27 protein-coding genes and 1 pseudogene are annotated in these 21946 nt (G+C 68.6%); 16 read left to right on the plus strand and 12 right to left on the minus strand.

The annotated features are described in order from the left end of the window. Window positions 1-30: 30 nt before the first annotated feature. Both ACRRRO_RS14165 and ACRRRO_RS14170 read right to left on the minus strand, forming a co-directional pair. Window positions 31-519: a hypothetical protein gene (locus tag ACRRRO_RS14165; protein WP_424787639.1), complete on the minus strand. Its 489-nt coding sequence runs from the start codon at window positions 517-519 to the stop codon at window positions 31-33. Between the two features lie 81 nt (window positions 520-600). Next, a complete protein-coding gene (locus tag ACRRRO_RS14170) occupies window positions 601-1410 on the minus strand; it encodes a serine hydrolase domain-containing protein (protein ID WP_424787640.1) in 810 nt (269 codons plus the stop codon). A 143-nt stretch (window positions 1411-1553) separates the two neighbouring features. Between ACRRRO_RS14170 and ACRRRO_RS14175 the strand changes: the two genes are divergently transcribed. Beyond that, window positions 1554-1976: a DUF5655 domain-containing protein gene (locus ACRRRO_RS14175; RefSeq protein WP_424796842.1), complete on the plus strand. Its 423-nt coding sequence runs from the start codon at window positions 1554-1556 to the stop codon at window positions 1974-1976. A gap of 80 nt (window positions 1977-2056) precedes the next feature. On the opposite strand, the gene ACRRRO_RS14180 is transcribed toward ACRRRO_RS14175, so the two are convergent. Further along, window positions 2057-2542 carry a hypothetical protein gene (locus ACRRRO_RS14180; protein ID WP_424796843.1) on the minus strand — a complete coding sequence of 162 codons (486 nt, stop codon included), beginning with the start codon at window positions 2540-2542 and terminating at the stop codon, window positions 2057-2059. 233 nt (window positions 2543-2775) lie between these two features. On the opposite strand from ACRRRO_RS14180, the gene ACRRRO_RS14185 reads away from it, so the two are divergent. The 4 genes from ACRRRO_RS14185 to ACRRRO_RS14200 all read left to right on the plus strand — a co-directional run bounded on the left by ACRRRO_RS14185 (window position 2776) and on the right by ACRRRO_RS14200 (window position 5168). Beyond that, window positions 2776-3384, plus strand: a complete 609-nt coding sequence (locus ACRRRO_RS14185) for an RNA polymerase sigma factor (RefSeq protein WP_434080446.1) — start codon at window positions 2776-2778, stop codon at window positions 3382-3384. Beyond that, window positions 3348-4103 carry an anti-sigma factor family protein gene (locus ACRRRO_RS14190; protein ID WP_424796845.1) on the plus strand — a complete coding sequence of 252 codons (756 nt, stop codon included), beginning with the start codon at window positions 3348-3350 and terminating at the stop codon, window positions 4101-4103. Before ACRRRO_RS14185 ends, ACRRRO_RS14190 begins: the two co-directional genes overlap by 37 nt. 40 nt (window positions 4104-4143) lie before the next feature. After that, window positions 4144-4569, plus strand: a complete 426-nt coding sequence (locus ACRRRO_RS14195; RefSeq protein ID WP_424796846.1) for a cupredoxin domain-containing protein — start codon at window positions 4144-4146, stop codon at window positions 4567-4569. A gap of 203 nt (window positions 4570-4772) precedes the next feature. Beyond that, complete coding sequence (locus tag ACRRRO_RS14200) at window positions 4773-5168, plus strand: hypothetical protein (protein ID WP_424796847.1); 396 nt, start codon at window positions 4773-4775, stop codon at window positions 5166-5168. A gap of 46 nt (window positions 5169-5214) precedes the next feature. Here ACRRRO_RS14200 and ACRRRO_RS14205 read toward each other — a convergent pair whose 3' ends face one another. Continuing rightward, a complete protein-coding gene (locus ACRRRO_RS14205) occupies window positions 5215-5958 on the minus strand; it encodes a TetR/AcrR family transcriptional regulator (RefSeq protein ID WP_424796848.1) in 744 nt (247 codons plus the stop codon). A 114-nt stretch (window positions 5959-6072) separates the two neighbouring features. Between ACRRRO_RS14205 and ACRRRO_RS14210 the strand changes: the two genes are divergently transcribed. Both ACRRRO_RS14210 and ACRRRO_RS14215 read left to right on the plus strand, forming a co-directional pair. Continuing rightward, window positions 6073-7800, plus strand: coding sequence for an MFS transporter (locus ACRRRO_RS14210; RefSeq protein WP_434080447.1), 1728 nt, complete (start codon window positions 6073-6075; stop codon window positions 7798-7800). Between the two features lie 121 nt (window positions 7801-7921). Then, a complete protein-coding gene (locus ACRRRO_RS14215; RefSeq protein ID WP_424796850.1) occupies window positions 7922-8287 on the plus strand; it encodes a WhiB family transcriptional regulator in 366 nt (121 codons plus the stop codon). Between the two features lie 298 nt (window positions 8288-8585). Here the strand turns inward: ACRRRO_RS14215 and ACRRRO_RS14220 are convergent, their stop codons facing one another. The 3 genes from ACRRRO_RS14220 to ACRRRO_RS14230 form a co-directional block, all read right to left on the minus strand. Continuing rightward, complete coding sequence (locus ACRRRO_RS14220; RefSeq protein WP_424796851.1) at window positions 8586-8912, minus strand: hypothetical protein; 327 nt, start codon at window positions 8910-8912, stop codon at window positions 8586-8588. Continuing rightward, the gene (locus ACRRRO_RS14225; RefSeq protein ID WP_424796852.1) at window positions 8909-9142 is read right to left on the minus strand and encodes a DUF4267 domain-containing protein; all 234 of its coding nucleotides are present in this window, start codon (window positions 9140-9142) and stop codon (window positions 8909-8911) included. Before ACRRRO_RS14225 ends, ACRRRO_RS14220 begins: the two co-directional genes overlap by 4 nt. A 227-nt stretch (window positions 9143-9369) precedes the next feature. Further along, window positions 9370-10350 (minus strand): alpha/beta fold hydrolase, encoded by a 981-nt coding sequence (locus tag ACRRRO_RS14230; RefSeq protein WP_424796853.1) that lies wholly within the window; start codon window positions 10348-10350, stop codon window positions 9370-9372. 53 nt (window positions 10351-10403) lie between these two features. Between ACRRRO_RS14230 and ACRRRO_RS14235 the strand changes: the two are divergent. The 6 genes and pseudogenes from ACRRRO_RS14235 to ACRRRO_RS14260 all read left to right on the plus strand — a co-directional run. Then, window positions 10404-10550: pseudogene (locus tag ACRRRO_RS14235) on the plus strand (hypothetical protein); the annotation flags it as partial. Window positions 10551-10707: 157 nt separating this feature from the next. Beyond that, a complete protein-coding gene (locus tag ACRRRO_RS14240; protein ID WP_434081624.1) occupies window positions 10708-11001 on the plus strand; it encodes a hypothetical protein in 294 nt (97 codons plus the stop codon). A 146-nt stretch (window positions 11002-11147) separates the two neighbouring features. Continuing rightward, window positions 11148-11558, plus strand: coding sequence for a TOBE domain-containing protein (locus ACRRRO_RS14245; RefSeq protein WP_424796855.1), 411 nt, complete (start codon window positions 11148-11150; stop codon window positions 11556-11558). Then, window positions 11558-12340, plus strand: a complete 783-nt coding sequence (gene modA, locus ACRRRO_RS14250) for a molybdate ABC transporter substrate-binding protein (protein WP_424796856.1) — start codon at window positions 11558-11560, stop codon at window positions 12338-12340. The genes ACRRRO_RS14245 and modA overlap by 1 nt, the downstream gene beginning before the upstream one ends. A 128-nt stretch (window positions 12341-12468) precedes the next feature. After that, a complete protein-coding gene (locus ACRRRO_RS14255; RefSeq protein ID WP_424796857.1) occupies window positions 12469-13260 on the plus strand; it encodes an ABC transporter permease in 792 nt (263 codons plus the stop codon). Between the two features lie 215 nt (window positions 13261-13475). Beyond that, a complete protein-coding gene (locus ACRRRO_RS14260; RefSeq protein ID WP_424796858.1) occupies window positions 13476-14534 on the plus strand; it encodes an ABC transporter ATP-binding protein in 1059 nt (352 codons plus the stop codon). A 211-nt stretch (window positions 14535-14745) separates the two neighbouring features. On the opposite strand, the gene ACRRRO_RS14265 is transcribed toward ACRRRO_RS14260, so the two are convergent. Next, a complete protein-coding gene (locus ACRRRO_RS14265; protein ID WP_424796859.1) occupies window positions 14746-16080 on the minus strand; it encodes a DUF222 domain-containing protein in 1335 nt (444 codons plus the stop codon). 56 nt (window positions 16081-16136) lie between these two features. Continuing rightward, window positions 16137-16268, minus strand: a complete 132-nt coding sequence (locus ACRRRO_RS14270) for a hypothetical protein (protein ID WP_424796860.1) — start codon at window positions 16266-16268, stop codon at window positions 16137-16139. Between the two features lie 631 nt (window positions 16269-16899). Here ACRRRO_RS14270 and ACRRRO_RS14275 point away from each other — a divergent pair. The 3 genes from ACRRRO_RS14275 to ACRRRO_RS14285 are packed head-to-tail and all read left to right on the plus strand — an operon-like array spanning window position 16900 to window position 19705. Continuing rightward, a complete protein-coding gene (locus tag ACRRRO_RS14275) occupies window positions 16900-17913 on the plus strand; it encodes an ABC transporter permease (RefSeq protein WP_434080448.1) in 1014 nt (337 codons plus the stop codon). Between the two features lies 1 nt (window position 17914). Further along, on the plus strand, window positions 17915-18721 hold the full coding sequence (locus ACRRRO_RS14280; RefSeq protein WP_424796862.1) for an ATP-binding cassette domain-containing protein: 807 nt from the start codon (window positions 17915-17917) through the stop codon (window positions 18719-18721). 3 nt (window positions 18722-18724) lie between these two features. Next, the gene (locus ACRRRO_RS14285; RefSeq protein WP_424796863.1) at window positions 18725-19705 is read left to right on the plus strand and encodes a sugar ABC transporter substrate-binding protein; all 981 of its coding nucleotides are present in this window, start codon (window positions 18725-18727) and stop codon (window positions 19703-19705) included. Window positions 19706-20012: 307 nt separating this feature from the next. Here the strand turns inward: ACRRRO_RS14285 and ACRRRO_RS14290 are convergent, their stop codons facing one another. The 3 genes from ACRRRO_RS14290 to iolB are packed head-to-tail and all read right to left on the minus strand — an operon-like array spanning window position 20013 to window position 21940. After that, window positions 20013-20669, minus strand: a complete 657-nt coding sequence (locus ACRRRO_RS14290) for a Gfo/Idh/MocA family protein (protein WP_434081586.1) — start codon at window positions 20667-20669, stop codon at window positions 20013-20015. After that, window positions 20567-21013, minus strand: coding sequence for a Gfo/Idh/MocA family protein (locus tag ACRRRO_RS14295; RefSeq protein WP_434080449.1), 447 nt, complete (start codon window positions 21011-21013; stop codon window positions 20567-20569). Before ACRRRO_RS14295 ends, ACRRRO_RS14290 begins: the two co-directional genes overlap by 103 nt. Before the next feature lie 6 nt (window positions 21014-21019). Next, on the minus strand, window positions 21020-21940 hold the full coding sequence (iolB, locus tag ACRRRO_RS14300) for a 5-deoxy-glucuronate isomerase (RefSeq protein WP_424796865.1): 921 nt from the start codon (window positions 21938-21940) through the stop codon (window positions 21020-21022). Window positions 21941-21946 lie beyond the last annotated feature (6 nt).

Here is a 21946-nt window from a genome sequence, read left to right on the forward strand (position 1 = left end):
GTCCCGGCCGCCCGCCGGGCGTGCTCGGTCTCAGTGACCCCGGGCAGTCCGGTCGTCGCCGGTGTCGGGTCGGTCCGAGTCGGGCCGCGTGCGCCCGGCATGCCGGCCGGAGTCGGGCTCCCCGGCCCCGGCGTGGTGTTCGGAGCCGGATCGGGTGCCCTCAGCGTCCCGGTCGGGGTCGAGGTGGTCGGCATCGGCCAGTTCGCGGTCGACATCGGATCGGACCCGATCGGCGCCCTGGGCCTGGGTTTGTGCGTCACGCTCGAGCCGGTCGGCCTCCACACGGGCCTGCTGGGCCTGCGCCTCGGTCTTGGTGGCCTGGGCCTCGCGTTCGCGCGCTTCGAGGTCGCGTTGTTCGGCGTCTGCGCGCAGGGCGGCCGCTTGCTCGCGGTTGGCCCGCTCCTGTACCGCTCGCTGCTCTTGGTCGCGAGCACTCTTCTTCCGGGTGATTGCCAGCACCGCGACCACGATGATGGCCAGTACAACGACTCCGATGACGATCCAGATCCACGTGTCCATGGCGCACTCCTATTCCTCAAGGTGCCTCCATCAAAGGCCACAACGCCATCCCCCGCGACCTGAGAGGCGGCCGGCACGGCCTCAGCCGCGGTGGGACGCGAGAATCTCGGCGTTGAGCCGGGGCCAGAGTTTGGCGTGGGTGTCCTGGCGGAAGGAGCGCTCGCCCAGGAAGACCGCGGTCAGGTCGGCGCCGGGGTCCACCCACACGAAACTGCCCGACTGGCCGAAGTGTCCGAAAGTGTCGGGGGAGGCGTCCTCGGCGGTCCAGTGCGGGGACTTGTGGTCCCGGATCTCCATGCCCAGACCCCAGTCGTTGTGCTGCTGGCGGCCGAAGCCCGGGAGCACCCCGTCCAACCCGGGGAACTGGACGGTGCGGGCCTGCTCGGCCAGTTCGGCGGTGACCAGCGTGGGCACCAGCAGTTCCAGCGCCAGGGCGAGCAGATCGGTGATCGTTCCGGAGGCACCGAATGCCGCTGAACCGGAGAGTTCGACCCTGTCCATCTCCAGCGGTTCGAGCACACTGGCGCGCATCCAGTCATCGAAGTTGCTGCCCACGGCGGAGCCGACGTGCTCGGCGAGGACGTCGAAGCCCATGTTGGAGTACACCCGGCGCCTCTCCGGGCTCTGCGTCGGACCTTCTTCAAACGGGAGCCCGGAGGCGTGGGCGAGCAGGTGCCGCACAGTCGAGCCGTCGGGGCCGGCCGGGTCATCAAGTGCCAGGTGGCCCTGGTCGATCGCCACCAGCGTGGCCCAGGCGGCCAGCGGCTTGGTCACCGACTTCCAGTCGAAGACCTCCTCGATGGCGCCGGTGAACGCCAGCACCTCCCGCGAATCGGAGACCGCCAGAGCGACGGGAAAGTCGAAATCTTCCAGGGTGGGGTAAGTGCTCACCCCTCCAGCCTGCCACGACCAGGCGGCAGTGCGCCTGCGCTGGCACCTCGCCCGAGGCCTGGGGCCCGATGACCGTCCCGGAGAAGCCGGATGCGAGTTGACAGTAGACATCCTCGGCACGGGCGGGTCAGTACGCTCGAGTGATGAGCGAGCGCACCTGGACCGAAGAAGACCACCTGCACGGCAAACCCGAGGAATTCGTCACGCTGTACCGGCGGGTGCAGGAGGTGATCAATGGTTTCGGTGACGTCACCCAGTCGGTGTCCAAGACCACGGTCACCTTCAAGGGTTCCCGCCGGGGCTTCGCCAGTGCCCGCCCCACCAGTACAGGTGTCCGGGGCTACTTCGACCTGACCCGGTCGTTGGGCACCGATGACCGGAGGATCAGCAGCGTTGCGCCCTATCAGCGGAACCTGAACGTGCATCAGTACCGGTTGAGCGAGGCGGCCGACCTGGATGACACATTCATCGCCTGGCTGCGGGAGGCCTACGACGTCGGTTGCGGTGCGCACCTGCAGTCCCAGCGGCGCCCGACCAGCCCTCGAGCGGTGACTCGCCGGCGATAGCGCTCGCCGCGACGTGCCACGGGTGCGGCTCGGCCGGGATCAGCAGGCCGTGGTGCATGGCTCAGGTGGCTTGCCTCGGATCAGTAGCCCGGTCTGCTGTCCTCATCCTCCGCGGTGATCATCTGCCCGTCCGGGGCCACCACGTACCAGACGTCCTGGACCCCCTGCCCGGTCACATCCCCGGGGGAGGAGTCCTGGACGAAGTAGTACAGCGGCCAGTCGGCGTAGGTCGCCTGCACGGTGCCGTCATCGCGCTCGATGCTGCCGAGCAGGGCTTCATCGACGCCGTCGCCGGCGCTCGGTTCACCTTCGAGGATCGGCCAGTTCTCCAGGCACTCGTCCATACAGGCGCTCACGCCGGGCGAGTCGGCGGTGAACAGGTACAGCGTCATGCCCGCCCCGTCCACCAGGAAGGTGCCCAGGTCCGTTTCGGTGGTCGTGAGCGTCTCGCCGGCAGCATCGCCATCGCCGTCCTCGCCGCCGGCACCGTTGTCACGCTCGGCGGCCTCGTCGTCCTCCGCGGTGGCATCAACGGCGCCGTCGTCCGCCGGAGCAGGGTCCTCCATTCCCTCGCCGGAAGACCCCCCGGGGTCACATGCCGTCAGCAGGCCCACGCCGAGGATGCCGGCGGTGAGTAGCGCGGTGGTCCGTCGTCCTATTGCTCTCCTCCAGTTCCTGACCGCCGGCCGTGGTGGCCGGACACTGTGGGATACGTGGGAGAGGCGTGCAGGGATTGCCGGAGCCGACGATTCCTGCCGGCCGTCCAATCCCTTTGGCCGGCCCAGTCGTACCCTGGGGTATGGCAGCCGTGTCCCGCGCCGACCGGGCCGACGACGCCGCCCTGCTCGCCGGGCTGGCGCTGGACGATCCGGCGGTCTCGGCAGCCTTCGTGCGGCGTTTCCAGTCGGCGGTGTTCGGGATGGCGGTCAGCATCACCCGGGATGCGGCACTGGCGCAGGACGTGTCCCAGGAGGTGTTCGTGCGGGTCTGGCGAGCCGCGGGCAGTTACGACCTGCGCCGTGCCTCGGTGCTCACCTGGCTGCTCACGATCACCCGCAACGCTGCGATCGACGCCGTCCGGGCACGGCGCGCCGAGCCCACCGACGACCTCGTGCTGGACCGGCTCCTGCACGAGACACTGTCCAGCGCCCCGGACTTGGAGGAGAGCGCCGTGCACCGACTGGAGACCGAGCAGGCCATTCGGCGGCTGCACCGCATCGCGCCCCGAGCAGGCCCGCGCGGTGGTGCTCGCCGTCGTCGGGGGTTGTACGGCGGCCGAGGTGAGCCGCCGGGAACAGATCCCGCTGGGCACCGCCAAGACCCGCATCCGCACCGGGCTGCGCAGGCTTCGGGAGGAGATGGCGGTGGACCGTGGCTGAGCGCCTGCACCCCACCGAGGATCAGTTGACCGACCTGGCCCTGGGCCACGCAGCGGAGGGCGAGCGCGACCAGGTCACCGCGCATCTGACCACCTGCCCAACCTGTCGCCGTGACTACGGTGAGATCGCCGACGCCGTCGAACTCGTGCTGCCGGCCGTGCCGCGCACCGCACCGCCGGCCGGTTTCGAGGACGGGGTGCTCGCGGCGCTGGCCCGGGGTCGGCAGAACTCGCAGAAGCAGGCCGCCGGCGAGCACCACCCGGAGTTTGTACCTGATCCGGTGTGCGAACCCGGCCGGGCCGTGCTCGCACACCGGCGAAGCCGGCGCTGGTGGTCGGTACGGTTGGCGGTGGCTGCCGGACTGCTTGGAGTAGCCGTGGGAGCCGGGGTGATGGCCGGACTCGGCGAGAGCGATGAGGAGATTCCGGCAGCCTCGAGCCGGTGGGAGCAACCCCTGGTGGATACCGGTGGGCAGGCCGTCGGCACGGTCACCCCCAGCAGGGCTGCGGACGGGCCGGTCCTCGTCGTACAGATCGACGACCGGGTGCTCACCCGGACCGACGGTCCGCAAGGGTATTCCTACACCTGCCGGTTGGTCCTGTCCGACGGCAGCACCCGGGACGTGGGCCAGTGGCGCCTCCGTGCCGATGAACCCAACAGTTGGGTGATCGCGATTCCCGACGAAGGGGTCGAGGCGGTCGAGATGGTCACCGAGGACGGCGCGGTCTGGTCCGTCGCCGAATTCTGATCGAGGCAATCCGTTCGGGTCCGGCACTCGTATCCCTGACATGCACCTTGAGGCGGACCTTGACATGGATGCTGCGGCGACGCGCCACCACCGGACACGGCATGGCGCATCCGCACTGCTCCTGGCCCTGCTCGTTGCGCTGCTCACCGGGTGTGGCAACGGCGAGGCTGACGGCGCGCCCGGTGCGACCGAGCCGGGACCGGGGGATGCTGGGGAGGAGGCCGGCGTGATCGTCATCGTCGACTTCGAGTACCAGGTGCCGGACTCGGTGCCGGCCGGCGGCCAGATCACCATCCGTAACGATGACGGTGTCGGTCACACGGTCACCTCCGATGAGGCCGGGTTGTTCGATGTGAGTGTGGCGCCGGGAGAAGAAGTGATGCTCCCCGTGCCGGATGAACCCGGGGAGTACCCGTTCCACTGCACCCCGCATCCGACGATGACCGCCACGCTGGTCGTGGAGTGAGCGAGGTGGCCGGCGCGAAGGACCGGGGCTACCGGACCGCCGGCCGCACTCCTGGCCGCACCAGTGGCCGCACGACTGGCCGCACCAGTGGCCGCACCAGTGGCCGCACGACTGGCCGCACGACTGACCGTACCGGCGGCCCTACAGACGGCAGCATCGCTGGCCGCGCCGCCGGCCGCACTCGCGCTCGCGGTGTCGAACCGGTGGTGCGCATCCTGGTGGCCGTTGCGCTCGCAGTGGATGCCTACGTGCACTTCACCCTCGCCGGGGCGATGCAACTGGCGGCACCGGAGGGGATCGGCGGGGCCGCGCTCTTCCGGATCCAGGGCGGCGCTGCGGCGGTGGCCGCGCTCCTGGTGCTGGTGGCGGGATCACGGCTCGCCTATGCCGTGGCCGTACTGGTGGCCGTGTCCGCACTGGGACCGGTGCTGCTCTACTCCTTCGTGAACGTGCCCGCTGTCGGGCCGATCCCGTCCATGTATGACCCGACCTGGTATCCGCTGAAGGTGCTCAGCGTGGTCGCAGCGGCGGTCGGGGTGCTGTTGGGGCTGCTCGGGTTCGCCTTGGCCGGCAGGCGGGTCGTGTCCGAACGCGGGTGAGGACCGACGACGGCGCTGCAGCAGGGGTTTGCGACCCGCCCGGATGCTAAGGGCCGGCGTCCTCACGGGGTCGGACGGCGTCCTCGCGGGGTGGGTCGGCGGCGCCGGGCTGTGGCCAGCAGAATGAATGCGGTTCGGCCAGGCGAGGTTCGGTGGCGTGTTGTGCACGCTCGAGTTCCATGCTGTGTGCCAGCAGTTCGTCATAGTCCACCGCAGCGCCGCGTAGCAGTACCGTGACCACCTGCTCGGCCTCGACGTTACTCAGGTGCTCACCGGTCAGGACCCGGTAGTGCGTCAGGGAGGCGATGATGTCGAGTAGCAGTTCGATGTCAACGTCCTCGCGCAGGTGGCCGCGGTCGACCGCCCGGCGCAAGGTGGTGCGCACGGCCCGGCGGGACGGCTCGATCGCCACGCGCACGTACCGCTCGCGCAGCATCGGGTCCCGGGCGCATTCGGAGTAGAGGGTGGTGAATACCTCCGGGGCGATCGTGCGGAACATGGAGAGGAAGATCGTGAGACTTTCCTCGATGCCACACAGGGTGCAGCCATCGTCGGGGGCGGTCGGGGGTTCCAGATGGGCCTCGATCGCGGCCAGTATCAGTTCTGCGCGGCCGGAATAGCGACGATAGATCGCCGGACGCGACGTCCCTGCGCGCTTGGCTACCTCTCCGAGCGTCACCCCGAGGTAGCCCACCTCACGCACCAACTCCATGGCCGCAGCGGTGATCGCCGCATCGATCTGCGCATCACGGGGCCGGCCGACCGTACGCGGGGCGCCTTCGGACGTCATGTGGCCATATTACGTCGAGATTACGGGACATGTCGTAATAAAACCCCCTTGTGCAACCTGTGCCACAGCGCGTAACGTTCCGCAACGTAACGGAACGACGTGTGAGAGGAAGCGATGGGCTACCACTACGAGGAGCCACCCCGGGCCACGGCGCGGCAGTGGTTGGGTCTGGTGCTCCTAGTGCTGCCGATGATCGCGGTGGCCAGTGACCTGACCGTGTTGTTCTTCGCGCTGCCGTCCCTGACCCAGGACCTTCAGCCCAGCGCGGGACAGGCGCTGTGGATCGTGCATGTCTACGGTTTCCTGATCGCGGGCTTCCTCCTTGTCGCCGGGCGGGTGGGGGACCGGATCGGCCCGAGGCGTCTGCTGCTGATGGGCTCCGCGGTCTTCGGTGCGCTGTCTCTTGTGGCTGCCATGTCCACCAGCGCCGCGATGTTGATCGGGGCGCGCGCGGCGCTCGGGGTCGCCGGTGCCACGCTGATGCCGTCGTTGCTCTCCCTGCTGCGCACGATGTTCGCCGATCCGGACCAGCGCCGGCTGGCGATCGCGGTGGTGTTCAGTTCCTTCACGGTCGGCGGCGCCATCGGCCCGCTCCTGGGGGGCGCGCTCCTGGAGTTCTTCTGGTGGGGCTCGGTCTTCCTGCTCAACGTGCCACCGATGCTCTTGCTGGTCATCCTGGGTACGGCGCTGCTACCGGAACGGGAGGTACGCAATCGCGCCCCGATCGAACTGCGCAGCGTGATCCTGTCCGTCGCCGGCATGCTGGCACTGGTTTACGGCCTGCAGGGGCTCGTCACCCGCCAGGAGTCGGGAAGCGGGTCGGGGTGGACGTACCTGGTCGCCGTCGTCGCGGGTGCCGGGGCCCTGGCCCTGTTCCTGCGCCGCCAGGGCCGGCTCGCCGAGCCGGTCTTCGACCTGGGGCTGCTCCGGAACACCCGCGTGGGTGCGGCCCTCCTGGTCTTGCTACTGACCGGCGTCGCCGGCGTTGGCACGTTCTACCTCTTCACCCAGCACCTGCAGTTGGTGGTCGGGCTGTCGGCATTGCATGCCGGACTGTGGACCCTGCCTTTCATCGTGCTCAACATCCTCGGCGCCATGCTTGCCCCGAGGCTGGCCCGGTGGATGATGCCGCTGACGGCGGTGGCAGGAGGCCTCACTGTGGCCGCACTCGGCGCCCTCCTGCTGGCGTTGACGGCGACGCCGGACGCGCCCCTGCTGGCCCAGGTCGCCGGTATTGCCACTGTCGGTCTCGGTATGGGCCCGGCGATGGCGCTGCTATCGGACCTGATCGTCTCCAGCGCGCCGGAGAGCAAAGCCGGATCGGCCGCGGCGGCGCAGGAGGTCAGTGGGGAACTGGGCTCGGCCATGGGGATCGCGGCCGCCGGTGCTCTGGCCCTGGTGATGTACCGGACGTACCTGACCGGACGCGTTCCCCCGCACACCCCGCCGGAGGCGGCGGAGGCGGCCCGGGGCAGTGCCCACGAGGGCTTTCTCGCCGGCCGGGAGTGGGCAGCAACGGCGCCTGAGTTACCCGGCCTGATCCGGGAGGCGACCGTCGCCGGACTGCAGGCCTATGCCGGGTTCGCCGCGGTGATGATAGCGATTGTGGCGGCCGGAGTGACGGTCGTGCGCGTGCGCACCAGCCGCCCTTCGGTTCCAGCAGATGACCCGGCTCCCGCAGTTGGTTCGGTTCCAGCAGATGGCCCGGCTCCCGCAGTTGGTTCGGTTCCAGCAGATGGCCGGCTCCCGCAGTTGGTTCGGTTCCAGCCGATGGCCCGGCTCCCGCAGTTGGTTCGGTTCCAGCCGATGGCTCCGCTCCAGCAGATGGCCCGGTTTCCGTAGGCAATTCGGCTCCAGCAGTCGTTACGGGGGCAGCGGCCCGGGCGAGCCGACCCGCTTCCCCTGTGGCGGTAGCGTCCGAGGTGTCCGTGGCCAGCGAACTCACCCCGACCCGAGATGAATCATGACTGTGCCCAGCGGACGTGCGTCGGGCATCGGGCAGGAGCGCAACTCAGGTACCGTCCAGCGGCTCGATGCGCTCGCGCGGCCGGCCCGTGACGAGCGCGTGCTGCCCTGCCAGGACCCCGCTCACCTCCACCTGTGGTTCGCCGAGGGTGGACACGAGGTGGAGCGAGCGAAGGAGTTGTGCCAGGAGTGCCCGATCAAGCAGGCATGCCTGCGTGGTGCAATGGACCGCGGTGAACCCTGGGGTGTGTGGGGCGGCGAGGTGTTCGTCGACGGGGAGATCGTTGCCCGCAAGCGTGGGCGTGGCCGGCCCCGCAAGAACGAGTCGCACGCCCCGTCGCGCCGCCGCACCCAGGCAGCCTGAGGACGAGCGCTCGCGATTGATGGACCGGGCTGCCGCGCGGCCAACTGAACGTGCTGGCCGCTCCCCGCGGTCCCGGCTTCGCTTCCGTCCCACATCCGCGCGATCGGGGCGATGTGCGCCTCGATCCGCTGCGGCGGGATGCGCCCGGCTGCACGCAGCGAGGCCAACCCGTGCCAGGTGGCCCGGAGCAACTCCGCGGACTCATCCGGATCCGCATCGCCGATACGGTCGGCGATCGCCCGGCGCAGGCTCATGAACGACTCGCGCAGTTCTCCCGGGGTGTTCGTGGCGGCGAAGGTCAGCGCGCTCGTGCGGGTGAACATCGCCTCGTACAGCCGCGCGTCCGGCACAGATCCGCGAGCCCGTGCCGTCGCGACCCGTCGACGAACTGATCGGTGAGGGTCGTCAGTGCCTCAAACTCTCCCTTGGCGATCGCATCGATCAGATCCTGCCGGCCGGTGACGTGCTGACGAATGACCGGTTGACTGTCATCGATCGCTTGCGCCACCCGCTTCGTGGTCACCGCCGACCAGCCCTCTGCGTCCGCGATCTGCAACGCAGCCGCCATCTGGTCCCGACGGGCTGTCTTCCGGCGCTCGCGCGGGCCATCCGTCGGCGCCCTCATCCCAGCACCAGGAGCAACCCGCCGAGCACCATGACCGCAGCCGTGGCGCCGTGCATTCCGAGGGCTGTGCTCGTGCTACCTGCGCCTCGCAGCACAACGAGGGCATCGCTGGCGGGCACGATCGCCAAGGCCAGCATCGCCGCACCAACCACGACCGGGGAGGCGAGGAAGATCAGCACCCCGGCGACCACCCCGGTCGCCAGATCCCGGACCCCTTCAGTTGCAACCATGCGGTGGCCAGTTGCAACCATGCGGTGGCCAGTTGCAACCATGCGGTGGCCCCGACCGCGGGGATGACGGGTAGGCCGAAACTGGCCGCCATCGCCTGGGGAACCGCCAGGTAGGCGGCCCGATTCCCGAGATGCCGAATGCGCCGACCACGGCGATCGCGATGCCGACTGCGCGGCGCGGCCTCCTCTGGACCGGGCCCGACCCACCGGTCGCGATCTGTGCGGATCTAGTCCTGGGACCTGAGGAGGGCGCCGACGTCGGCGGCCACACGCTGCGGCTCTTGCCCCGCCACGGCGTGGGAGGCTCCGTCGTAGAACTCGACCGTGCCGTGAGCCAGGGTGGCCTCGGCCGTCTGCGCGACGGACTCGGCGTCGTGCACCACCGAGTCTCCGGCGATGATCGCCAGCACCGGCATCTGCAGGTCGCGCAAGGCCTCCTCGCTGATCCGCTCGGGGGCCGGGACCTTCGTAGCGTAGTGCACCTGACCGGCGTCGATCATCCGGCCCACGGCGAACTCCTCGGTGTCCTCCCCGCCGGCGATCCAGGAGTTGAAACCGTCGCGCCAAGACTTCGGAAGCCAGGGGATCGAGGCAGGGATGGAGCGCGCGACGAATCCGGGAGAGATGGTGCCGAAGGTGAACACTGGGTCGATCAGGCTGAGGCTGGCGACCGGTCCGGGGTGATGGGTGGCGTAGTTCGCTGCCGTCCAGCCTCCGACGGACAGCCCAACGAAGTGGAATTGGTCTTCCGGGAGCTGGTCCAGGGCTTGGTGCAGCCACAAGGCTTGCTCGGCATTGTCCTCGATCGGCCGCTCCTGCACGCTCATTCCGGGCTGCCCGAGCAGGTCCACGGTGTAGACGTCACCGAGGGCGAGCAGATCGGGCATGTTGTCCGCCCATGCGGGGGAGGCTGAGCCCTGGCCGTTGATCAGGATGAGTGGGTCGGCGCTGTCGCCGGTGCCGGGGAAGTGGTACGCGCGCACCAGACCGAAGTCGGTACGCAGGTCGAGCGTGCGATCTGGTGCGGGCATCTCGGCCATCGCCTCGGCGTAGGCCTCCTGGAAGTGGTCATGACCTTCCGCGCTTCGCCAGTGACCGGCCGGGGACGGCGACCGGAGTGCGAGCGTAGCGACGACCCCGATGGCAGCGACGACTACCAGGGCGATTCGAAGACGACGCCACCGGGGGCGGCGAGAAGGTGTGGACATATCGCTCCTAACCGATCGGTAAGTTCAGTTACCGTACGGTAGAATCTCAGAGCATGGCAAGGGATAAGTCCGACGGGTCGCGGGTTCTGACCTTCACCGAGCAGGCGCGGCGCGAGCAACTCGTCGGCGTCACGATCGAACTCGTCGCCGAGCGCGGTTATGCCGGCACCTCCCTCGCCGGCATCGCGGCGGCGGCGGAGATCACCAAGGCGGCGGTGCTCTATCACTTCGGTTCCAAGGATGCCGTTGTGCAGGCGGCACTGGATTGCGTGTTGGATTCCTTGGTCGCCGAGGTGGGAGAGGCGGTGGCGGAGGCTGAACCTGCGGACCGTCCCGCGGTCTACGTGCGTACGTACGATGATCGCGCACCTGCATCGCCACCCCCGCCACATCCGCATGATGGCGGAGGCGTTGATCAACCAGCCCCAGGACCTCGATCGCGGTCGGCGTTGGCGGGACCTCGCGGCGATCATGGCCGAGGCCCGGCGTGACCGCAGGCGTCCCGGCGATGCGGACCTGCGCTCCCTGGCCATCATCGTGGGTGGCGGAATCGACGCGATCATGCGGGAGCGGCTGGTTGACCCTGCGTATGACACCGCCGGGGCGGCGCACGAACTGGTGCGGATGATGGAGCACCTGCTGTTCGACTGAGCGATGTGGCATACCGGGCCGACGCCATGAGTTGTGCGCTGGACCGGACAAGCTGCGCGCTTGGTCCTGGCAGCCAAGAGAGGCGCTCCGCGAAATCGGGTCATAGAGTGCCATACAACCGAGCATGCGGATGTAGAGTGCTGATCATGCCGCATTTCCGGATCAGCGAGGCCGCCGTTCTTCTCGGTGTCAGCGATGACACCGTGCGCCGATGGGTCGAGGAAGGGTTGCTGAGCGCATCCCAGGACAGTGCTGGACGCAAGGTGATCGACGGCGGCGAACTCGCTCGCCGAGCCGAGGAGCATGCTGCGCGACCGGCGAGCCTGGGGGACTCCGCGATCGGGTCCTCCGCGCGGAACCGGTTCACCGGACTGGTCACCCGGGTGCTACGCGACCAGGTGATGGCGCAGGTGGATCTGCAGTGCGGGCCGTTCCGGATGGTGTCGCTGATGAGCGCCGAGGCCGTCGATGAACTCGGCCTGGAACCCGGCTCGCTGGCTACCGCCGTGGTCAAGGCGACCACCGTGATTATCGAGGCTCCGAAGGAACCGGCCTGATGCCTCGTAGCGGACTACTGGCTGCCGCCTTGGCCGCGGGTTTCACACTGGGCGCGTGCGGAACACTCGGGGCGAGTGACGAGGCCGACCCCGACCGTGACCTGCCCAACCGTGAACTGACCGTATTCGCCGCGGCTTCCCTGCATGTCGCCTTTACCCAGATCGGAGAGATGTTCACCGCTGAGCACCCCGACGTATCGGTGGCGTTCTCCTTTGCGGGATCTTCGAACCTCGTTGCCCAGTTGGACGCCGGGGCGCCTGCCGATGTGCTGGCCGCTGCGAACGAGGCGGCGATCGCCGACGCCGCGGCCAACGGCACGATCGAGGGCGAACCGGTCTTGTTCGCCACCAACGTGCTCACCCTTATCACCCCGGCGGGGAACCCGGCCCGCGTGACCGGCATGAATGACAGCCTGGCCGGTGCCGACCTGGTGGTCTGTGCCTCCCAGGTGCCGTGTGGGCAGGCAACCGCCGCCGTGGCTGGTCTGTTCGACGTCGACCTGGTGCCGGTGAGTGAGGAGGGCAGCGTCACCGACGTGCTCGGCAAGATCACCTCCGGGCAGGCCGATGCCGGTCTTGTGTACAACACCGATGCCGCCTCGGCCGGGGAACGGATCGAGATCATCGAGGTCTACGACCAGCACGAGCGGGCCATCAACCACTACCCGATGGCTGTCACCACCGGCTCCGACCACCCCGACGTTGCGACCGCATGGATCGACTTCGTGCTCGGGTCGCAAGCGCAAGCGGTGCTGGACGAGACGGGCTTCGGCATCCCATGAGCCCGCAGCACCGGGCACCGACGACGGCCCGAGGCTCTCGGCCGCCGGGCCATGGTGAACCGGAAACCGAACCGCGGCAGCGACGGGAGGTTCGGGCGCGGGACGGGAGAGCCGGCTTCGCCGCCGGTTTGCCGCGGTGGATCCTGCTTCCCGCGGCAGGTGCGGTACTGCTCATCGCGCTGCCGGTGATCGGCATGCTGGCTCGGGTGCCCTGGGCCGACCTGCCCGCCCTGCTCACCTCCGAAGCCTCCCTGTCCGCACTCTGGCTCAGTCTGCGCACCTCGGTAGCCGCGACGTTGGTGTGTGTGGTGCTCGGGGTGCCACTGGGGCTGGTGCTGGCGTGGGTGCGCTTCCCCGGAGCGCGGGTGGTGCGGACCGTGGTGCTGCTCCCGCTGGTGCTGCCACCGGTGGTCTCCGGGTTGGCGCTACTGACCACGTTCGGTCGCCGCGGACTGATCGGGGAGCAGTTGCAGGTGCTCGGGGTCGACGTCGCCTTCTCCACGGCGGCGGTGGTGCTGGCGCAGGCATTCGTGGCGATGCCGTTCCTGGTGATCTCCATCGAGGGCGCTGCCCGCACCGTCGGTCGTCGGCATGAGGTGGTTGCCGCCACCCTGGGGGCCCGGCCCACCACGGTGCTGCGCCGGGTGACGCTGCCGCTGCTGGGCCCGGGGTTGGGCTCCGGCATAGCGCTGGCCTTCGCCCGCTGTCTGGGCGAGTTCGGCGCGACGCTGACCTTCGCAGGGTCCCTGCAGGGGGTGACGCGCACCCTGCCGCTGGAGATCTACCTGCAGCGGGAGGTCGACCCGGATGCGGCGATCGCGTTGTCCCTGGTCCTGATTCTGCTGGCTGCGGTCTTGGTGCTGAGCACCCATGGGCGTAGCCGCACAGCCGGCGCGCGAGGCACGCAGGTGATGCGATGAACTCGGGGGACGCGGCCAACTCCGGTGGCGCGATGAACTCGGCCGAGGCGAACTCGGGTGACGCGATGAGCGCCGGCAGAGCGATGCGCGCCGGGGATGTGATGCGCGCTGAGGATTCAGGCAGTGGCGGTGCCCCAGGATGCGCGGCGGTCAGAGGACCGACGGCGGGAGGCGGAAACCTCGCGACTCCACCGGCGTTATCAATTCACGCTGAGGTGTCCGAGCGCGAAGTCCGCCTGGACCTGGAGGTTCCGGCCGGTCAGATCGTGGCGCTGCTCGGCCCCAACGGCGCCGGCAAGTCCACCGCGCTCGCCTTGGCGTCGGGCACACTCCACCCCAGTGCTGGCACCGTGCATCTGGGATCGAGACAGGTAGCCGGCCAGGGCGGGTGGGTGCCCCCGCATCGGCGGGGCACTTCACTGCTCGCTCAGGAACCCCTGCTGTTGCCCCACCTGGATGTCCTGGCGAACGTGGCGTTCGGCCCGCAGTCGCAGGGTGCCGGACGCGCGCGAGCCCGCCAGATCGCAATGGCGCGATTGGCGGAGGTCGGGATCGCCCACCTGGCACACCGGCGCTCGCGGGAGCTGTCCGGCGGGCAACAACAACGGGTCGCGCTGGCGCGCGCGCTGGCCCCCGACCCCGAGTTGCTGCTCCTCGATGAGCCCCTGGGCGCGCTGGACGTCGAGGCTGCTGCCCAGATGCGTCAGGTGCTACGAACGTCATTGCGTGAAGCCGGTCGCACAGCCTTGGTAGTGACCCACGACCTGCTGGACGTGCTCGCGCTGGCCTGTTCCGTCGTCGTCCTCTCCGATGGGCGGGTGGTCGAACAGGGGCCGACGCTGCAGGTGCTCGCCCGGCCGCGCTCGGAGTTCGCTGCTCGCTTCGCCGGGGTGAACATGCTCTCGGGCGTATGGGAGTCCCGCGACGCGATCACTCTGACCGGTGGTCTGGTGATCCACGGCATGCCCGACGGCGGTGAGACCGGGCCGGGCCGGCCGGTTGTTGCTGGACGAGCCGCTGCGGCAACCTTCAGCCCGCGTGCGGTCGCGGTGCACCGCGATGCTCCCGGGGGCAGCCCGCGCAACACCGTCGAGGTGCGGGTGGTCGGGATCGAGCAGCAGGGAGAACTGGTGCGGCTGCGCGCCCGGACGACGGCGGGTCTCACTTTGGCCGCCGACGTCACCCCGGCAGCGGTCGCCTCTTTGGGCCTGACCGTGGGTCAGGAGGTGACGTTCGTGATCAAGGCTGCCGAGGTGAACCTGTACGCCGCCTGAGCGTTCGTTGTTGTGGCGGCTGCCGTACCTGCTGCGTCTATGGGGCCTGCCGGGTCGGGGGTGCCTGCGGTTCCTGCTGTGCCTATGGGGCCGGGGGTGCCTGCGGTTCCTGCTGTGCCTATGGGGCCGGGGGTGCCTGCGGTGGTTGCTGCGCTGCTGCACAGGCATGCCTCTGTCCCGGCCCTTGCGAGCCGGGTGCGGGGCGGGGTAGTCAGGTGTGCCATGTGACCTCGGTGGTGGTCACGGTGGCGGTCAAGTCCAAACTGTGCACATAGGTGTGGTGCCGGGGGCAGAGCAACGCCCCGTTGTCCAGGTTCGTCGGTCCGCCGTTAGCCCAGTGCTCGACGTGGTGGGCATCGCACCACTGCGCCGGGATCGTGCAGGCGGGAAAGGTGCACCGCTGGTCGCGGTGCCACAGGGCCCGGTGCTGTCCCTCGGTGAACAGGCGCACCTTGGTGCCCAGGTCCAGGATCTCCCCCTGCGAGCCGAGTACGGCCGGAATGACCCCGGCGTCGCAGGCCATCCGCCGAACGGTGCCGGGGGAGAGGACCTGCCCCGTGGCGGTGATGCCGGCACCCTGGGTGGTGCTGAGCAGATCTGCCAGTGGAATGGTGACCATCACCTGGGCCTTGGTCGTTTTCGGCACTCCGTCGGGGGCGGAGACCCCGCGCCGGATGACGGTCAGCAGTGCATCTGCGCGTCGTTGGGCCGGAGTGCGCGGATCCGGGGTGTCATCCTCACCTTTGACTGGGGCGGACAAGGCTGAGACAGCGGCATCGATGGTGGCGGCGGCTTCGGGCTCGACAACCAGGGCGTACTCGGTCATCCCGTTCTCGCGCGTGCTGGAGTGCAGGGTGCGGAAGGCCCGGCCGCGTTCCTCCTCGCGTTCGGACTCGGTGGCCGGTTTGATGATGCGGCGGGCCTGGGACAGGATCGTGCGCAACTCGCGCTCGCTCCACCCTCGGCGCCGAACGATGGAGTTCGGATCGTGATCCCGGCCCAGTGGATCCCTGCTCATTCCGCGGGGACCGTGGGAGTCCTTGGCGCCCTTGTTGATCGTGCGCATGGTCGTGGCCAGCGCCTGAGGGGGTGAATGGGGCGCTACCTCGTTGTGGAACCGCACGATCGTGCCGGCCCGGGACGCGGCGAGGACTCCGGCGTCGAATGCGGCGACGGTCTCCTGCAGACAATCCGTTCGGTCGGCACCCTCGGAGACCTGCTGGACGGCCTCTGCCAACCGGACGGTGTTCACGGCGTGCCCCACCGGTGGTGCGGGTGCCCGCTGGGCCTGGGCCTCGGACAGGTAGTCTGCCGGCGACAGGCACCGATCCTTGGGCAGGCCGCGCTTGAGCGTCTCGGCGGTGGCATGGACCTCTACGCGCGCGAGTTCGTGCCGCAGCCGGTTCACCGCACCGAGCACATCGACGAGGTCACTCTCCGTGGCTCGCCACCACTCGCCCTGAGGAAGGTCGCTCAACTTCTCGGTGACCTGGCCCAGCACCGCTGGCGCCTGGGTCACCGGATCGGCGACGGAGGTGGTCGACATAGAACAACCGTACTAGCGGCCACTGACATTCCAGTTTGATGACCGGTCGATGGCACTCATCCGAGCACCTCCCCTCGGCGTGGGTTGCCCGGGGCGCTCTCCGCGAGGAATCGGTGTCGGGTGTCCGGCAGCACCGGGTGGCGAGCGAGGATGCCGGTCCAGGCCGCCTCGTCGTCGATGTCGGCCACCGCGGGAGGCAACCGCCGTCGTGCTTGAACTCCCCAGCCCACCGGTACCGGCCAGCCGCCGGGTTCCCCAGAGCCCGCCGGCGCCGTTGACGCCCGCGGCGTAGGCGACCGGCGTCAGCAGGGTCGGCTGCGAGGAGGATGACGACGTCATTGAGCAGCGAGCGGTCCTTGCGTTCGCCGAACACCAGAGGGTGATCGTCTTCAACGGGGCGAACGACAGTGCCCAACACCTGCTGCACATCCGGTGTGTCGGGCAGCATTGTGAATCACGCCCGCCCGGGGTCGCCTCCCGCGGTTGCCTGCGCCAGGTGGCGCCGGTCTGAGCCATTCGCCCCGGTGGGAACGGTCGGACGCCCGCACGTGATGACGGGCCCGCACCAGATTCGCGATCGGACGGCCATGTCGCGGCGAGCGGGTTCGTCGATCAGTGCGCTGCACCCACCATAGAGTCGTACCGGCGCGGCACGCATGGCGCAGGTATTAGTCAATATGTCTTGACAAGGAATCGGGTGCTGGTCAGGATGAAATACCACACACGCAAGGTGCCGGTTCCCAACAAGGACGGGGGAGACCTGTGACAGCACCCGTAGCGGACAAGGAGCGTCTGCGTTGGGGCCTCACACTGGTTCGGATGGGGCCGGCCCTGATGCTCCTGCTCCTAGCGATCGCGATGTCCATTCTCACCCCGGTGTTCCTGTCCGGGCGCAACCTGGGCAACATCGGCCTGGAGTCCTCGGTGGTGGCGCTGCTGGCGCTGGGTCAATTGCTGGTCATCATCACCGCCGGGATCGACCTCTCGGTGGGTTCGGTGATCGCCTTCGCCAGTGTGCTCGGTGCCTTGTGGGTCCGGGAAGCCAACATCGTGGAAGGTTGGTTGATCATCCCCAGCATGATCGCCGGGGGGATCCTCGCCGGCGCGGTCAGCGGCACCTTGTTCGTCAAAGGTCGGCTACCGCACCCGTTCCTGGCCACACTGGCGATGATGATGGTAGCCCGCGGGGCTGCACTGCTGATCTCCGAAGGCCGGCCGATCACCGGTATGCCCCCTGCCATCCTCGCCCTTGGCAGTCATCGCGTATTCGGCGTGCCCATCGCGGTGTTCCTGGTGCTCGGCCTCGCGCTGCTGGTGCACATCCTGCTCTCCCGCATCACCTGGGGGCAGTGGATCTATGCGGTGGGTGCGAACAAGGAAGGTGCCAAACGAGTGGGGATCCCCGTGGACCGAGTGCTGATCTCGGTCTACGTGATCAGCGGCTTCTTCGCTGGCGTGGCAGCGCTCGTGGTCTCCGGGCAGACCAACTCGGCCTATCCCACGGCCGGGAACTTGCTGGAGCTGTCCGCTATCGCGGCAGTCATCATCGGGGGAGCCAGCTTCTTCGGCGGCCGGGGCACCGTGTTCGGGGCGCTAGTGGGGGCGCTCATCCTGGGCGTGATCCAGAACGGGCTGAACTTGCTCAACGTCGCCGCAGCTTGGCAGTACGTGGCGCTTGGCGTGGTGGTCATCATAGCCGTGGAGATGGACGTGGTCCGTCAACGCCTCGAGACCCGGCTGAAAACTGCGGAGGCTGAACACAAACCAGTCGACCAGAAGGAAGTCGACCAGAAGGAAGTTGACCAGAAGGAAGTTGACCAGAAGGCGAAGTGACATGTCCGATGCCGTAGCAGCACCAGCCCCCGCAGAGTCCGGGCGCACTCCGCCGATCCTGGAAGTGCGCGGCGCCTCGAAACTCTTCGGGCCGGTGCGGGCTCTGGACAACGTGAGCATCTCGCTGGATGAGGGCCAGGTACTGGGACTGCTCGGCGACAACGGGGCCGGGAAGTCCACGCTGATCAAGGCCATCACCGGTGTACACCGGCTCGATGCCGGCAGGATCTACATCGATGGGAATCCGGCGGACATCCGCTCCCCGAACGACGCCCGGGCCCTGGGCATCGAAGCCGTGTACCAGGACCTGGCGCTGTTCGACAACCTCGGCGTGGTCTCCAACTTGTACCTGGGCAACGAACTGACTAAGCCGCGTTGGCTGCGTGCCCTGGGTTGGCTGGACCGCAAAGCGATGGAAACCGAGGCCCGTCGTAAACTCGACTCCCTGCAGGTGCATCTGCCGAGTTTTAGCTCCTCGGTGGGCCTGATGTCCGGGGGCCAGCGGCAGGCGGTAGCGGTGGCCCGCGCAGTGGCGTTCGCCACCCGGGTGCTGATCCTCGATGAGCCGACGGCGGCACTCGGGGTCCGGGAGACGCGCAACGTGCTGGACACGATCGCTGAACTGCCGCGCCGGTACAACGTCTCGATCGTCCTCATCTCCCACAACATGGATCACGTGGTCGAGGTGTGCGACAAGGCAGTGGTGATGCGACAAGGCGGTGTGGTCGGCGAGGTCGTGCCCACCGCAGAGACGATGGAGGAAATGGTTTCACTGATCGTGGGTGCGAGAACCCACAAGGAGGAGTAGATCATGGCGTCAAGAAGCAAGAAATGGCGGGTGGGTGCAGCCTTCACCGCCGCTGCGGTCCTGACACTGAGCGCCTGCGGTAACGGAAATGGCGACGGCGGCGACGATGATGCGCTGAACGTCGCCGTGGTGCTGAAGACCACCACCTCCCCGTACTGGCTGCAGGTGATGGGCGGGGTGGAAGATGCCGCGGCCGAACACGGAGTGAACGTCACCGTGGGTGGCGCGACCCAGGAGACCGAGGTGCAGGAACAGATCGACCGCATCCAGGCGGACCTGACGAACCAGCCCGACGTGCTCGTGGTCTCTCCCACCCAGGCCGAGCAACTCCAACCGATCCTGCAAAGCGCCGTGGACGAAGGCACCCCGGTGGTACTGCTGGATACCAACATCGAGGGGTGGGACGGAGCGGAAACCTTCATCGGCACCGACAACTGGGACCTTGGTCAGGCAGTGGGCGAGTTCCTTCTCGATGAGGCGGGCTCCGGGGAATTGCTCACCATCCGCGGTGTGGCCGGTAACCCCTCCACCGACAACCGCATCGACGGCGCACTGGAGGTGCTGCAGGGCACTGACTTCAACCTCGTGGCGGATCTCGGAGCCGACTCCGACCGTGCGCAGGCTCGCGCCGTCACCGCCGACGCCCTGCAGGCCAACCCCGAGCTGGACGTGATCTTCGCGGCCAACGACGACATGGCTCTGGGTGCCATCGAGGCCGTTCGCGGAGCGGGCCTGGACCTCGATGACTTCTTCATCGTAGGCGTGGACGGGACCGGCGATGCGATCGACTCCATCATCGCCGGTGAACTGGACGCCACCATGGCCCAAGGCGCTTACGAGATGGGTGCTCGCAGCATCGAGGAAGCCATCCGGGTGGCAGCCGGTGAAGACGTGGAAGCCGAGATCGCCATCGACACCACATTGGTGACAGCCGAGAACGCCGCGGAGTTCGCGGCCGCGCTGGAGGAGCAGGCCGCGAAATAGAAGGCCGCGGAATAGCAGCCCGCGCTGCAACAGGCTCATCGAACCCGGCCGGGATCATTGCCGTGTGGTCCTGGCCGGTGCGCACCTGCTCGCTGTGGGGGTGCACCTGAGTCGCCGGGGGCGCACCAAGGGTCTCGGAGTGTATTCGGGTCACATGCGGGGTGTTCGTGAGCGCGCGGTATCAGGACTGGGACACCCTCCGCGCGCTCTGGCCTGGCGTGCGTCGCTCATCATCAGCGCAGCGGAGCGCGTGCTCGGGCGGTGAACGCCGCACCACCATTACCGCGTCGCCTTGCAGGACCGACGGTCACCGCGCCACCCGGACCGGTACTGCTGAGTCCAGCGATGCCTGCGCGGCGTCGGCGACACGCCCAGCGTCCACCGCCTCATGGGGAGGGCAGGGGTTGGCGCCGGAGCCGCGCACCAACGCTACGAACGCCGCCATCTCCGCCGCGTAGGCGTCGGCGAATCGTTCGTGGAACGTGCTGTGCACCTGGCCGCCGGCGGGGTAGCCGAATCCAGGCTCAGCGCTTCGGCCCGCATAACTGGCATCCAGGCCGACCTGGATGGTACCTACGGACCCGTGCAGTTCCAGCCGTACATCATGTCCCGCGCCGTTGTGCCGGGTGGCCGAGACTGTGGCCAGGGTTCCGTCTGCGAACGTGGCCAGCGTGACTGCCGAGTCCACGTCCCCGACGGAGCCGATAGTCGGATCGCCGTTGTTGGAGCCGCGGGCATAGACCTCCATGATCCGCTGCCCGGTGATCCACTGCAGGATGTCGAAATCGTGCACTGAGCAGTCCCGCAACAACCCACCGGAGGTGGCCAGGAACGTCACCGCTGGTGGGAACTGATCCGCGGTCACCGCTCGGACGGTGTGTAGCCACCCCAGTTCTCCCGCCCGGTACGCCCGTCGGGCCTCCTGGTATCCGGGATCCAAGCGCCGTTGGTGACCGACCTGCACCGTGGCCCCGGACGCGTCGATCGCCTCCAGCACCGCAAGGCTTCTGCAGTGGTCCGCGCCAGGGGTTTCTCGCAGAACACCGCAGCCCCGGCCGCTGCTGCCCGCTGGACCAACGGCGCGTGCTGGTCGGTGCCCGTCGCGATCACCACGCCGTCAAGATCTCGGGCGAACAAGGCCTCTGCGTCTGCCACCGCTGAGCAGCCCAGGTCGACGGCGACCTGCTGCGCCCGGGCAGGCTCGGCGTCGGCAATCAGCACCTCCACCTCTGCCAGGGCACGCAGGTTCGCCGCGTGCAGCGTCCCGATCCGTCCGGCTCCGAGGAGCCCGATCGTGGTGGCCACCATGTGTCCTCAGCCGTCGAACGGCAGACGAGGGTCGATCTGCTGACCTTCCCAGGTGCGCCGGATCCACCCGTGGTGCGGATCGTCGCTGATCAACCACGCCCGCAGCGGGCCGGGGCCGGCCATCACGTTCAGGTAGTACATGTCGTGCCCCGGCGGCGTCATCGCCGGCCCGTGCCAGCCATAGGGCACCAGCACCACGTCGCCGGTGCGCACCTCGGCGGTGACGTCGATCTCCCGGTCGTCCGAGGCGTACACGCGCTGATACCCCATCAGGTCCGGCCCGCCCTCTTCGGGCTGGGGGACAGGCATGCCCTCGGCGGGCTGCATCTCGAAGTAGTAGATCTCCTCCAGCGCGGTCTCGCCGTCGGTCTCCTCATCGTGTTTGTGAGGGGGATAGGACGACCAGTTGCCCGCCGGGGTCAGCACTTCGCACACGATGAACCGGTCGGCATCCAATGCGGCCGGGGTGCCGAAATTGTGCACCTGGCGCGAGGCCGCACCTGCCCCGCGCAGTTCCACCGGCACCTCAGCCTTGCCCACGTGCCGGACCGGGTACTCCACGGTGGCGGTGGCCGAGGCGACGGCCACCCGACCGCCATCGGCTGAACCGATCCGCACCTCGGTGCCGATACCGGCGTACAGCACATCGGTGGGGCCGTGGAACACCGACTCGCGGCCTTCCAACTCAAACCGCGCCCCTTCCACCTGCACGTCGAAGGAACCACTCAACGGCAGCACGAGCCGCTCTTCGTTCTGGGCACCCAGATGCACGTGTCCGCCGGGGGCGATCTCCGCGCTACGGATGCCGGTGTGCTCCCACCCTGGCACCTGGACGACCGAGTCAGCCGTACCCAGGTCGAGAGCCCAGGGGCCGTGGCCGGTGCTACCTGCGGGGTGGAACCAGGGCCTGGTCTGTGCATGGGGCATAGCGAG

It is taken from the genome of Sanguibacter sp. Z1732 (assembly GCF_051020515.1).
In the GTDB taxonomy this organism is placed as follows: domain Bacteria; phylum Actinomycetota; class Actinomycetes; order Actinomycetales; family Beutenbergiaceae; genus CALKWS01.